13 protein-coding genes are annotated in these 11,842 nt (G+C 65.1%); 10 read left to right on the top strand and 3 right to left on the bottom strand.

The genetic code is table 11. The features are described 5' to 3' along the window. Positions 1 to 133 precede the first annotated feature (133 nt). Positions 134 to 1,213, top strand: coding sequence for an NAD(P)H-dependent flavin oxidoreductase (locus tag AKN84_RS21620; RefSeq protein WP_050422640.1), 1,080 nt, complete (start codon positions 134 to 136; stop codon positions 1,211 to 1,213). Here AKN84_RS21620 and AKN84_RS47435 read toward each other — a convergent pair. Beyond that, on the bottom strand, positions 1,204 to 1,380 hold the full coding sequence (locus AKN84_RS47435; RefSeq protein WP_157863328.1) for a hypothetical protein: 177 nt from the start codon (positions 1,378 to 1,380) through the stop codon (positions 1,204 to 1,206). The two genes, AKN84_RS21620 and AKN84_RS47435, sit on opposite strands and share 10 nt — an antisense overlap. A gap of 361 nt (positions 1,381 to 1,741) precedes the next feature. Between AKN84_RS47435 and gatC the strand changes: the two genes are divergently transcribed. The 9 genes from gatC to AKN84_RS21575 all read left to right on the top strand — a co-directional run bounded on the left by gatC (position 1,742) and on the right by AKN84_RS21575 (position 10,164). Beyond that, on the top strand, positions 1,742 to 2,029 hold the full coding sequence (gene gatC / locus AKN84_RS21615; RefSeq protein ID WP_050422639.1) for an Asp-tRNA(Asn)/Glu-tRNA(Gln) amidotransferase subunit GatC: 288 nt from the start codon (positions 1,742 to 1,744) through the stop codon (positions 2,027 to 2,029). Between the two features lie 81 nt (positions 2,030 to 2,110). Then, positions 2,111 to 2,347, top strand: coding sequence for a hypothetical protein (locus tag AKN84_RS21610; RefSeq protein WP_021078336.1), 237 nt, complete (start codon positions 2,111 to 2,113; stop codon positions 2,345 to 2,347). Further along, a complete protein-coding gene (gene gatA, locus AKN84_RS21605; RefSeq protein ID WP_050422638.1) occupies positions 2,344 to 3,819 on the top strand; it encodes an Asp-tRNA(Asn)/Glu-tRNA(Gln) amidotransferase subunit GatA in 1,476 nt (491 codons plus the stop codon). Before AKN84_RS21610 ends, gatA begins: the two co-directional genes overlap by 4 nt. Before the next feature lie 3 nt (positions 3,820 to 3,822). After that, a complete protein-coding gene (locus tag AKN84_RS21600) occupies positions 3,823 to 4,107 on the top strand; it encodes a hypothetical protein (protein WP_050422637.1) in 285 nt (94 codons plus the stop codon). Between the two features lie 151 nt (positions 4,108 to 4,258). Beyond that, on the top strand, positions 4,259 to 4,855 hold the full coding sequence (locus AKN84_RS21595) for a hypothetical protein (RefSeq protein ID WP_050422636.1): 597 nt from the start codon (positions 4,259 to 4,261) through the stop codon (positions 4,853 to 4,855). A gap of 72 nt (positions 4,856 to 4,927) precedes the next feature. Next, entirely contained in the window at positions 4,928 to 5,281 is a 354-nt protein-coding gene (locus tag AKN84_RS21590) for a hypothetical protein (RefSeq protein WP_128971048.1), read from the top strand. Positions 5,282 to 5,433: 152 nt separating this feature from the next. Beyond that, the gene (locus tag AKN84_RS21585) at positions 5,434 to 6,828 is read left to right on the top strand and encodes a patatin-like phospholipase family protein (RefSeq protein ID WP_244485362.1); all 1,395 of its coding nucleotides are present in this window, start codon (positions 5,434 to 5,436) and stop codon (positions 6,826 to 6,828) included. Positions 6,829 to 6,946: 118 nt separating this feature from the next. Beyond that, positions 6,947 to 8,434 (top strand): Asp-tRNA(Asn)/Glu-tRNA(Gln) amidotransferase subunit GatB, encoded by a 1,488-nt coding sequence (gatB, locus tag AKN84_RS21580; RefSeq protein ID WP_050422634.1) that lies wholly within the window; start codon positions 6,947 to 6,949, stop codon positions 8,432 to 8,434. A gap of 1,463 nt (positions 8,435 to 9,897) precedes the next feature. Further along, positions 9,898 to 10,164: a hypothetical protein gene (locus AKN84_RS21575; RefSeq protein ID WP_050422633.1), complete on the top strand. Its 267-nt coding sequence runs from the start codon at positions 9,898 to 9,900 to the stop codon at positions 10,162 to 10,164. A gap of 104 nt (positions 10,165 to 10,268) precedes the next feature. Here the strand turns inward: AKN84_RS21575 and AKN84_RS21570 are convergent, their stop codons facing one another. Then, the gene (locus AKN84_RS21570; RefSeq protein WP_050422632.1) at positions 10,269 to 11,033 is read right to left on the bottom strand and encodes a sulfite exporter TauE/SafE family protein; all 765 of its coding nucleotides are present in this window, start codon (positions 11,031 to 11,033) and stop codon (positions 10,269 to 10,271) included. A 73-nt stretch (positions 11,034 to 11,106) separates the two neighbouring features. Next, complete coding sequence (locus AKN84_RS21565; protein WP_128971047.1) at positions 11,107 to 11,817, bottom strand: helix-turn-helix transcriptional regulator; 711 nt, start codon at positions 11,815 to 11,817, stop codon at positions 11,107 to 11,109. Positions 11,818 to 11,842 lie beyond the last annotated feature (25 nt).

The following is an 11,842-nucleotide window of genomic DNA, read 5'->3' as shown; positions in this document are numbered from 1 at the left end:
AAGTCCGCGCCGGATGAGGGGTCTGTCTCCGCGGAGAGAAACCCCTCACCCGACTTCGATGCTTCCGCATCGAAGTCACCCTCTCCCACAAGGGGAGAGGGTAATTCCGAGCAAGCCAGGAAAGAGACACACCATGTGGCCGGACCGTCGATTGATCGATCGTTTCAAGACCGAATTCCCGATCGTGCTGGCACCGATGGCCGGCGTGATGGATGCGGAGCTGGTGATTGCGGTGGCGCAGGGCGGCGGGCTCGGCTCGCTGCCATGCGCGATGCTGTCGGCCGAGAAGGCGCGCGAGCAGGTCAACATCATCCGCCAGCGCGTCTCCGCGCCGGTCAACCTCAACTTCTTCTGCCACAAGGCGGTCGATGCCGATCCGGCGCGCGAGGCGACATGGCGGCAGCGGCTGGCGCCTTACTATCGCGAGCACGGCCTCGATCCCAACGCACCGATCAACGCGGCGAACCGCGCGCCATTCGATGCGGCGTTCTGCGCCGTGGTCGAGGAGCTGAAGCCCGAGGTCGTCAGCTTCCATTTCGGCCTGCCGGAGCCAAGACTGCTGCAGCGGGTGAAGGGAGCGGGCGCCGTCGTGATGTCGTCGGCGACGACCGTGAAGGAGGCGATCTGGCTCGAGGAGAACGGCGCCGACGTCATCATCGCGCAGGGCGCCGACGCCGGCGGCCATCGCGCCATGTTCCTGACCGAGACCATTGCCGAGCAGCCGGGCACATTCTCGCTGCTGCCGCAGGTGGTGGATGCGGTGAAGGTGCCGGTCGTCGCGGCCGGCGGCATCGCTGACGGACGCGGCATCGCGGCGGCCTTCGCGCTCGGCGCCTCGGCCGTGCAAATCGGCACGGCCTATCTGCGCTGTCCGGAGTCCAAGGTGACCGCGCAGGGCCGTGTTGCGCTGGCGCAGGCCAGCGATGAATCGACCGTTATCACCAATGTGATGACCGGCCGCCCGGCGCGCGGCGTCGCCAACCGCGTGATGCGCGAGGTCGGCCCGATCTCGCCTGACGCGCCGGCGTTCCCGCATGCGGCGACCGCCCTCGGACCCCTGAAGGCGGCTGCCGAAAAACAGGGCAAGGTCGATTTCACCAATCTTTGGGCTGGGCAGGCGGTACGTATGGGCAAGGAAATGCCGGCCGCGGAGCTAACCCGCGCACTGGCCGGCGCGGCGCTGGCGCGGATGGGGGCGTTGTCTCAGGCCTGACGCGCGGCCTCGTCCCGGCTGATCTCCAGGTGCTCGGTCGCGAGCCTGCGATAATGCGCGGCCATTTCCTTGTAATGTTGCCGCGAAATTGGATCTGCGGCGCTTTCGGCGCGGCGCTCGAACATCTCAGCCTTTTCCTGCAGAGCCTTTGCCTGGGACATGGCCATGTCTTGCCTCGCTCAGACCAGGCAGGCCACGTAAAGGATCGCGATCCCCAGCACCGTGCCGATCGACCACAAGGCGGGGTCCCAGCCCTCGGACCGGGGGCGGCTTTCGAGCATTGACATGACGCACTCCGAACTTTTCTGTTTGGAGGCAGTAGGCGCCGGCAATGTTTCCGGACCACTTCGTGGCGGGCACGAAGTGGTTTCGTCGTGCGGTTTTGCAGCCTCAATGCGCGCCCGGAATGTCTCGCCGGGGGGCCCCAGGCGGGGTGCATAGGCTCTCGGGGCCGCGGTTGCGGCGCAAAACCGGCCTCTGCTATACCGCAGGCTGACCTTTCAGCCTGACCACCCGAGGCCCTATATAATGTCCGTAGATGCCACGACTGTCCGCCGCATCGCGCATCTGGCGCGGATCGCGGTCAGCGACGCCGAAGTTCCCCATCTCCAGGGCGAGCTGAACGCGATGCTGGCCTTTGTCGAGCAGCTGTCGGAGGTGGATATCGAGGGCGTCGAGCCGATGACCTCGGTGACGCCGATGGAGATGAAGAAGCGCGCCGACGTGGTCAATGACGGCGAGATCGCCGACGTCATCGTCCGCAATGCGCCCGACACCGTGAACGACTTCTTCCTGGTGCCGAAAGTGGTCGAGTAAAGAGCCCAGCATAGCGTTCTCAAGCGAAGTGGGTACCGGTTCGCGTGAAGAGAACGCGTCAAACAAAGCGACAAAAGTCCAATGTGTCTGCTCTGCGACGATGAGAAGGCCTACAAGGCCTATATGGACTTCCTCGATGCGATGGAGCGCAAGGGGAAGGTCGCCGACCCCAATGCGGCGATGGACGCCGTGCTCGACCATCTCGAGGCGCTCGATGCCGCCCGCGCCAAGGAAAATGCCAATAACCGGGCGCGCCAAGACGACCCCGCCAACGACAAAACCCTGTCTCCGTTCTTCTGCAGCCCGATCAATAAATGACCGATTTGACATCGCTGACGATCGCCGAGGCCCGCGAGGGCCTGGCGAGCAAGTCTTTCACCGCCCGCGAACTGACTGACGCGCATCTCGCGGCCATCGAAGCCGCGCGCGTGCTCAATGCCTATGTGCTCGAGACGCCCGACCGGGCGCGCGAGATGGCCATGGCCGCCGACGTGAAAATTGCAAGGGGTGACGGCGGACCGCTGGCCGGCATTCCGCTCGGCATCAAGGATCTGTTCGCGACCCGCGATATCCGAACCACGGCGTGCTCGAAGATCCTCGGCAATTTCATTCCGCCCTACGAGTCCACGGTGACCTCGCAGCTCTGGCGCGACGGCGCGGTGCTGCTCGGCAAGCTCAACAACGACGAGTTCGCGATGGGCTCGTCGAACGAGACCTCGTGCTTCGGCCCGGTCACCAACCCGTGGCGCCGCGAGGGATCCAACACCACGCTGGTGCCGGGCGGTTCGTCCGGCGGCTCGGCCTCGGCGGTGGCGGCGCTGCTCTGCATGGGCGCGACTGCGACCGACACCGGCGGCTCGATCCGCCAGCCGGCCGCGTTCACCGCGACCGTCGGCATCAAGCCGACCTACGGCCGCTGCTCGCGCTGGGGCATCGTGGCATTCGCATCCTCGCTCGACCAGGCCGGCCCGATCGCGCGCACCACGCGCGACGCCGCGATCCTGATGCGCTCGATGGCGGGGCACGACCCGAAGGACACCACGTCGGTCGACATCGCGGTGCCGGACTATGAGGCCGCGATCGGCAAGTCCGTGAAGAGCATGAAGATCGGCATCCCCAGGGAATATCGCCTCGACGGCATGCCGGCCGAGATCGAGAAGCTGTGGAGCGAGGGCGCGCAATGGCTGAAGGCCGCCGGCGCCGAGCTCGTCGAGGTGTCGCTGCCGCACACCAAATACGCATTGCCGGCCTATTACATCGTGGCGCCGGCGGAGGCCTCGTCGAACCTCGCGCGCTATGACGGCGTGCGCTACGGGCTGCGCGATCCGGGCAAGAACATCATCGAGATGTACGAGAACACCCGCGCCGACGGCTTCGGCGACGAGGTCCGCCGCCGCGTCCTGATCGGCACCTATGTGCTGTCGGCCGGCTATTACGACGCCTATTATCTGCGTGCGCAGAAGGTGCGGACGCTGATCAAGAAGGACTTCGAGGACTGCTTCGCCAAGGGCGTGAATGCGATCCTGACGCCGGCGACGCCGTCGGCGGCGTTCGGCATCGGCGAGAAGGGCGGCGCCGATCCGGTCGAGATGTATCTCAACGACATCTTCACGGTGACCGTGAACATGGCGGGCCTGCCGGGCATCGCGGTGCCCGCGGGCAAGGACACCCAGGGCTTGCCGCTCGGCCTGCAACTGATCGGCCGTCCGTTCGACGAGGAGACGCTGTTCTCGCTCGGCGAGGTGATCGAGCAGGCGGCCGGCCGCTTCACGGCGCCCAAATGGTGGTGAGCGATGGCGGATTTCCGCGCCAGTCTTGCTGATACCGCGCCTGATGCGGCGCTGTCGCCGCCGCTCGCCGCATTGTGGTGGGCGAAGAAGGGCGATTGGGATCAGGCGCACCGCATCGTGATGAATGAGAGCGGCGCCAATTCGGCCTGGGTGCACGCCTATCTGCATCGCGTCGAGGGCGACCTCGGCAATGCCGGCTACTGGTATCGCCGGGCCGGCCAGCCGGTCGCAAAGGACACGCTCGAGGCCGAGTGGGAGCGGATTGTGTCCGCACTGCTCGCGTCGTAACGGCGAGGGCGCTGCTGGCGCCTCGATCCGGCTCTCACTTCCCATCCGCCGATTTAAAGCGCTTCGCCGGTGCCGCGACGGTCTTGCGACGGCCGGGTGTTTGGCTTAAGCACAACCACAAATAGTCAGCACGAAGGCGCCGAAGCACGTCATGCCGACTTACGACGATCTGTTCATTCGCAGTGCGCTCGACGATGCCGGTGCGGTCCCGGACGCGGCGGCCACCATCTGCAAATCGCCCGACATCATCGTCTGGGGCGACCAGCCGCTTCCCGATCCGGACACTTTCCTTGTGCAGAACTATGGCACCACCTGGTACAGGAACGTCGCCGCTGGCGTGCCGAATTACATCTATTGCCGCGCCACCAATCTTTTCAACGCCGCGCAGACCGGCGCGCTGTATCTCTATTATGCGCCGGGCGGTGTGCTGAGCGATATCAGCACCTGGCGCAACAATCGAATTCCCACCGCTATTCCGGGGCAAGACCACCTCAAGCTCGATGCGCGCGAGCCGGGTGCGGTGGTGGTCGGCGACACCGCCTTCAAATGGACCCCGGACCAAGCCGGTCAGTATTGCCTGATCGCGCAGATCACGACGGCCGAGCATCCCGATCCGCTGCCGCCATCGTTCGGATCGACCGACGACTATGTGCGATGGCTGATCGGCAATCCCGCCGTCACTTGGCGCAATGTCACCGTAGTCGGCGGCGGCTGGCCGATCCAGTACGTGCAAGGCTTCACCTTTTAGAACCTCGATGGCCCGCGCATCTACGCCTTCATGGTCAGCGCGACCGGCCTGCCGGACATGAGCAGAGTGATCATGGCCAGCGCGACGCCGGGGCCGAGCCCGCCGATCTATGTGGAAGGGCAGGTCACACAGCCGCCGAACTTTTCGCTGACCTGCGTCTCGGCATTGCCTGCCAAATTCTCGACGACGCTGCGTGTCGACGTGCTGCTGTCGACCGGTTTGCCACAATCCGCGAATGTCGAAGTGACGCTGGATGCCTTCGTTGCCGTGGGCGCGCAGAACACCGGCTATCTCAGGTCGTTTGCCCGATCGGCCGCCGAATTGAACATCAACGCACCGGATTTGGACCCCGGACGCAACTTCGTCCGGGCCGGCCGCTACACGGTGCAGACCATGACACAGGAGGGGCTGCTGCCGGGGACCTGATCTGGTTGGTCGCCGGATCGCCAATTTGCTTGGCCGGCGGCACCCGGTCACCGTTTGTCGCATTAACCGTGTTTCGGCCGCCATGCCGCCGCCCAGATTGACCGTGATAGGCTGGTGGAACCGGACGGGGGCCAGTGGCAAAGAGAGTATTCGTGCGTGGGTCGGGCATAGGGGGATGGCTGTCAGCGCTGCTGGTGGCCGTGGTGGGAGCGAGCCTTGCCGGCTGCGCCTCCGTCTACAATCTGCCCGGCAATGTGCCGCTCGGTGCCGCGCTCGCCGACAACAGCAGCGCCCGCGACTATCCGACCTATGAAGATGACCTGTTGCTCGCGCTGTCGTTCTCCGGCGGCGGCACGCGCGCGGCGGCGTTTTCGTACGGCGTGCTCGAAGAGCTCGACCGGGTGCACTCCAATGCCGCCGGCAGCAAGACGCTGCTCGATCGCGTCGATTTCGTCTCCGGCGTCTCCGGCGGATCGGTTACCGCCGCTTATTTCGGATTGAAGCGGCGCGCGGCGCTCGCCGATTTCCGCGAACGCTTCCTGCTGCGCAATGCCGAGGAGGGACTGAAGACCAGGATCTCGCTCGGCAATATCGGGCGCGCGCTGGGCGGCGGCGTCAACGACAGCCAGTTCACCGATTGGCTCGACCAGAATCTGTTCGACGGCGCGCGGTTCGAGGCATTGCCCGACGACCGCCGGCCGCGGGTGTGGATCAACGCCTCCGACATCTACAACCGCACGCCGTTCGTGTTCGGCAAGGCCTCGTTCGACGCACTTTGCAGCGATATCCGCTCCTATCGCGTCGCCGAAGCGGTGGCGGCGTCGGCCGCGGTGCCGCTGGCATTTGCCCCGATCGTGCTGCAAACTATCCCGGCGGCTGCGCCGCGCCGCTGCCGATGGTACGATCGGGTGCGCAACGATCCGAACGCGCAACCTTTGCTGCGCTCCTACGCCGAGGCCCAGGCGCGCTACCGCGACGGCTCGATGCGCTACGTCAAGCTGCTCGATGGCGGGCTCGTCGACAATTACGGGCTGTCGGCGCTCAGCATCGGTCTGCTGGCCGCACAGCGTCCTTACGAGCCGCTCGACGAGCGACAGGCGGCCAAGCTGAAGCGCATCCTGTTCCTGGTGGTCGATGCCGGCCGCGGCGTCTCCGGTGATTTCGTGCAGACGCTCGAAGGACCGAACGGCGTCGAGCTGGTATCGGCGGCGGCCGACACCGCAATCGATTCCAGCGTGCGTTCGAGCTACGCGGCCTTCACCGCGCTCGCCGGCGACTGGTCGGGCAAGCTGAAGCGCTGGCGCTGCGGCCTGTCGGCGGCGGACCGGAGCCGGCTCGGCGTCGGCGCCGGCTGGAAGTGCGGTGACGTCGCGATCTATGTCGAGCGGCTCGGCTTCGACCGGCTGGGACCGGAACGCGCCGGTATCCTGAACGCCATCCCGACGCGGCTGTCGCTGCCGCCGGAGCAGGTCGACCAGCTGATTGCGGGCGGCGCGGACGCGCTGCGCTCGAGCAAGGCCTACCAGCAGTTCCGGCGCGGGCTCTGATCCGCGCCTCAATGCGTAGCTAGGGGCGGCAAGGGGACAGCACGGCGGCTTGACTGGCGCGGTCGGTTGCGCGAAGCCCAATCCATACATGATATCATCTATCCGGAAACCGAGATCCATGACCGTAGCTGCCGCCCCGCATAGACTGATCAAGAGCGCCACCGGCGATTGGGAGGTCGTGATCGGCATGGAGGTCCATGCCCAGGTCACCTCGAACTCAAAGCTGTTCTCCGGCGCGTCGACCGCGTTCGGCGGTGAGCCCAACTCCCACGTCTCGTTGGTCGATGCCGCGATGCCGGGCATGCTGCCTGTCATCAACGAGGAGTGCGTCCGCCAGGCGGTGCTCACCGGCCTCGGGCTGAATGCGAAGATCAACCTGCGCTCGGTGTTCGACCGCAAGAACTATTTCTATCCGGACTCGCCGCAGGGCTACCAGATCAGCCAGTACAAGTCGCCGATCGTGGGCGAGGGCGAGGTGTCGCTCGAGCTCGACGGCGGCCGTAGCGTCACGATCGGGATCGAGCGGCTGCATCTGGAACAGGACGCCGGCAAGCTGCTGCACGATCAGTCGCCGACGATGTCCTATGTCGACCTCAACCGCTGCGGCGTCGCGCTGATGGAGATCGTCTCCAAGCCCGACATCCGCGATGCCGAGCAGGCCAAGGCCTACGTCACCAAGCTGCGCTCGATCCTGCGCTACCTCGGCACCTGCGACGGTGACATGGAGAAGGGCAATCTGCGCGCCGACGTCAACGTCTCGGTGCGCCGCTACGGCGAGACCGCGTTCGGCACCCGCTGTGAAATCAAGAACATGAACTCGGTCAACTTCATCGGCCAGGCAATCGAGTACGAGGCGCGGCGTCAGATCGAGATCATTGAGGACGGCGGCACCATCGACCAGGAGACCCGGCTGTTCGATCCGAACAAGGGCGAGACCCGTTCGATGCGCTCCAAGGAAGAGGCGCACGACTACCGTTACTTCCCGGATCCCGATCTCCTGCCGCTCGAGTTCAGCCAGGCCTTCGTCGACGGCCTCAAGGCGCAGCTGCCGGAACTGCCCGATCAGAAGCGGTCCCGTTTTATTACGGGCTTTGGCCTGTCGCCCTATGATGCGAGCGTGCTGGTCGCCGAGCGCGAGAGCGCGGAGTTCTACGAGACGGTGCTTTCGGGTCTCGCCGACAAGGCGCGCGATGGCAAGCTCGCCGCCAACTGGGTGATCAACGAGCTGTTCGGCCGGCTGAACAAGGAGAGCGTTGCGATCGCTGCCTCGCCGGTGTCGGCACAGCAACTCGCCGCGATCGTCGATCTGATCGGCGAGGGAACGATTTCCGGTAAGATCGCCAAGGACTTGTTCGAGATCGTCTGGCAGGAGGGCGGTGATCCGCGCGCACTCGTCGAGACGCGCGGCATGAAGCAGGTCACCGACCTCGGCGCGATCGAGAAGGTGGTCGACGACATCATCGCGGCCAATCCCGACAAGGTCGAGCAGGCCAAGGCGAAGCCGCAACTGGTCGGCTGGTTCGTCGGTCAGGTGATGAAGTCGTCGGGCGGCAAGGCGAACCCGCAAGCGGTCAACGACCTCCTGAAGTCGAAGCTCGGCATCTGACGAACAGGACAATGATGTTGTCCTTGGCGCATGATCCAACCGGATCATGCTCCCGCGCGATCACCTTTGGTGTCGTCGCGCGCGCGTGAACGCGGCGTGATCCCAGCTCACAGCCTCCCTCGACGGTCGCACTGACGACCTCGGCGCCGAATCGGCGAAGCTGCGATTCGTTCGCGAAACCGGCTCGGATGACCGCAAACGAGGCAAAAGCGGTCTTTCCCACGAAAATTTTTTCGTTGCCAAAAATTACGACTCGGCGTCGGCAACGCGCCGCTTTTCGTCGTCGCTCGCGACTCAGCGCAACGACGATCGCGCTTCGACTGCTTCAATGCGAATTCAAGAAAAGACTACAATACAAGGCATTTCCTGCAACGTTGACAAATGCCGATGTCGGCCGCTGTTGCATTTCTTGCATCGTCGCGCGAATGCATCGTCGATTTGAAACGCGGCGCGCGCTGTGCGCACTGCCATCGCTGCGTCAACACTTCCTTAAGCGGGACACTGTTTTTTTCGGTCTGTTGGTGTATTCGGGAAGTAGTGCATATCGATTCCCGAGTGCACGCAGCGAAGTAAGAGCCATCTCACATACTGGAGGGCAACATGGCTAAGAAGGCAAAGAAGGCGAAGAAGGTTAAGAAGGCGAAGAGCGCAGTGAAGAAGACTGCGAAGAAGACCCGCAAGGTCGCCAAGAAGAAGTAAGCCTCTCGCCTTTGAGAGGATTGCCGGCGGCTTGACGCCGGCACGTCGCGAGAGCCAGCGGACGGACTGCTGAGAGGCACATCCCACCCAAGGCTCTGGCTGACGAAAGAGGGTGTCGGCGAGACATCAGGTCAAACGGCTGGATCGAATTTCGGAGAGGGCGACCTTCCCAAAACCGGTCCGGCAGAAGAAACAGAGATTTCTTCGTTCGGTGCGGAGCCCGCTTGGTTCCGCAATTTCACCGGCGAGAATGCCGAGCTGAAATCTGGTCCTGACGTGTTCGCCGACCCCCTCGTTCCGGCGGCCCGCGCAGTCCGCGCCCGGCGCCACTTTTCCCCATCCCAGTTCTGGATTGACGTTGGGCCTGACGGCCTCGCGTCGCTTTTGTGTGCGCGCGGTCCGTGGATCGTCCGCCGGACCCGGCGCCCCTCCGTGAATTTCGAGACTGATCGCCGGCGAGGGCCGGCCGGCAGGCGCGGCCATTGTCCGCGATGGTTATCGTTGTCCGAAATACCAGGGTAAACCGGCGTTCACGAATCGAAGGAAGTGCCTGCGGCACACGCACTTCTGCGATTTCGCGCAGCGCCCCCGGCCGCGCCGGTTTACATCCCGTTCATCGCGATACTTAAACCGCTCTTCAAATTTGATGGGCCATGATCTTCCCAACAAGCCGGCAAACGGCGAGCGAATAACAGGACGTTTGAACAGTGGACGGGGGCCGCGCTCGGGGGAGGGCGGCCAACAACAAAAGGGGAATGACGACAATGTTTCAGGGGGTCATCGATCGGGAAAGCGCTGTCCCAGTTGCTGCGACCGCAATCCAGGACGTGCTGTTCGAGCGCGGCATGTATTGGGCAAGCGGCCGCTCCGGCGTGGTCAACCTCGTCGCGGCGCACAAATGGTTCAACCTGGCGGCGCTCAAGGGACGTACCGACGCGATCGCGCACCGCCGCGAAGTCGCCGAGCAGATGTCCGACGTCGAGATCGCGGCTGCCCAGCGCGAAGCCCGCGCCTGGATGACGACGCATTAGGTTTCGTTTGGCGCGTTTTCCTTACGCGAACCGGTCACCGCTTCGCTCGAAAACGCTCCAGCTCAACAGCTATCGAGCCGGGAGCTTCGGCTCCCTCGCTCCATCTAGAGCCAGTATCGCGCGGCGTAGATTACGGTCATCACCGCTCCGGCCACAATGACGAACCGGCGGACCACGGGCGCGGGAAGAACCCGGATCAGGTAACCTCCTGCATAGCCGCCGGCCATGGCGCCGAGCAGCATCGCCAACGTCTCCGGCCAGCGCACCGCTCCCTCTACGATGAAGATCAGTGTGGCGGCGAGCGACACGCAGGTCGCGAGCAGGTTCTTCAATGCCTTGATCGCCCTGATGTCGTTGGGCTCGGTGACCGACAGCACCCCGGTCAGGATGACGCCGAGCCCGGCGCCGAAGAACCCTCCATAGACACACGCCAGTCCCACGGCGGCACTGCTCGCGCCGGCCGACGGCAAGGTCGCGGTCTTGTGCTGCCCGATGGTCAAGCGCTGGATCTGCGGCGCGAAGCCAAACAACAGCGTCGCGAAGCCGATCAGGGCCGGCACCGGCAGCACGAACAGCCGCTCGGGAAGCAGCAGCAGGACGCCGGCGCCGATTGCGCCGCCGAGCGTCGAGACGAGGACGAAGCTGATCGTACGCCGCGTCGGCGGCGGCAGCTTGCCGCGATCGGCGAGCGCTGCGATCAGATGCCCCGGCGAGATCGCCACAGCATTCGACGCGTTGGCGATGACGGCGGGCAGGCCAGCCGCGAGCATCGCCGCAAACGTGATCAGCGTCGCGCCGCCCGCCAGGGCGTTGATGATGCCTCCCGCGATACCGGCGGCGAGCAGCAGAAGACTTGTCTGGATATCCATGCGTCACCCAATTCGTGGGTGAGCAGGCTAGCGGGTGGAGCCGCGGCGCGTCTGGAACGCCTGTGACGTCGCCTCAGTCACGCCAATAGACGCCCGGCGTCGTGCCAAAGGTGCGGCGGAACAGCCGGGTGAGGTGGCTCTGGTCGGAGAAGCCCGCATCGACTGCGATCGGTTCGCCGGCGCGCAGCAATTGCCGCGCAAGGTTGAGCCGGGCGAGCAGGCGGAACGCATGCGGCGCGACGCCGAGCTCGCGCCTCGCCATGCGGCTGAACCCTTCGCGGCTTCGTCCCAAGCTTGCGGCAACTGCGCCGATCGGCTCGAGGCTCTCCGTCAGGGCGGCGCCGAGCCTCGACCGGTCGGTGCGTCCGGTCGAGGGAGACGGCGCACGCGACAGGATGTCGCCCGCGATCTTGAGGATGTGCTCGGGCGAGATCTCGTCGACGCGCTGCCAGCGAGCCCCGAAGCTGACGAGCTGGAGCGATGAGCAGGCACGGCTCGCCGGAACATAGGCGTTCAGGCAAACCGTCTGCTGGTCCGGCGTCGGCATCGGCGCATGCAGCATCCCTGCCGGGATCAGCGCGGCATGGCCGGCAGGCACGGTGATGGTCCCACCATCGATGCGAAAGCTGCGCGACCCCGACAGCACCAGCACGAGCTGGCTCTCGTCATGGAAGTGCGGCCGGAGGCCGAGCGAACCGGCACCGCGCCACCATGCCAGCTCGACGATGTCGTCACGGTCGGCTCGCCGATAAGTCCAGGCATTGGTCATGGCGAAGCGTAGCACTGACGGCGCCGACCGTCATGAAGCG

The organism is Bradyrhizobium tropiciagri, from assembly GCF_001189845.1.
Lineage (GTDB): Bacteria > Pseudomonadota > Alphaproteobacteria > Rhizobiales > Xanthobacteraceae > Bradyrhizobium > Bradyrhizobium tropiciagri.
This window is presented reverse-complemented; position numbering and strand designations above follow the sequence as displayed.

What these genes read in the sequence shown, in the direction of transcription:
- AKN84_RS21620 (WP_050422640.1), top strand. Translation starts at nt 134, where the DNA reads ATGTGGCCGGACCGTCGATTGATCGATCGTTTCAAGACCGAATTCCCG.
- AKN84_RS47435 (WP_157863328.1), bottom strand. Translation starts at nt 1,380, where the DNA reads ATGGCCATGTCCCAGGCAAAGGCTCTGCAGGAAAAGGCTGAGATGTTC.
- gatC (WP_050422639.1), top strand. Translation starts at nt 1,742, where the DNA reads ATGTCCGTAGATGCCACGACTGTCCGCCGCATCGCGCATCTGGCGCGG.
- AKN84_RS21610 (WP_021078336.1), top strand. Translation starts at nt 2,111, where the DNA reads ATGTGTCTGCTCTGCGACGATGAGAAGGCCTACAAGGCCTATATGGAC.
- gatA (WP_050422638.1), top strand. Translation starts at nt 2,344, where the DNA reads ATGACCGATTTGACATCGCTGACGATCGCCGAGGCCCGCGAGGGCCTG.
- AKN84_RS21600 (WP_050422637.1), top strand. Translation starts at nt 3,823, where the DNA reads ATGGCGGATTTCCGCGCCAGTCTTGCTGATACCGCGCCTGATGCGGCG.
- AKN84_RS21595 (WP_050422636.1), top strand. Translation starts at nt 4,259, where the DNA reads ATGCCGACTTACGACGATCTGTTCATTCGCAGTGCGCTCGACGATGCC.
- AKN84_RS21590 (WP_128971048.1), top strand. Translation starts at nt 4,928, where the DNA reads ATGGCCAGCGCGACGCCGGGGCCGAGCCCGCCGATCTATGTGGAAGGG.
- gatB (WP_050422634.1), top strand. Translation starts at nt 6,947, where the DNA reads ATGACCGTAGCTGCCGCCCCGCATAGACTGATCAAGAGCGCCACCGGC.
- AKN84_RS21575 (WP_050422633.1), top strand. Translation starts at nt 9,898, where the DNA reads ATGTTTCAGGGGGTCATCGATCGGGAAAGCGCTGTCCCAGTTGCTGCG.
- AKN84_RS21570 (WP_050422632.1), bottom strand. Translation starts at nt 11,033, where the DNA reads ATGGATATCCAGACAAGTCTTCTGCTGCTCGCCGCCGGTATCGCGGGA.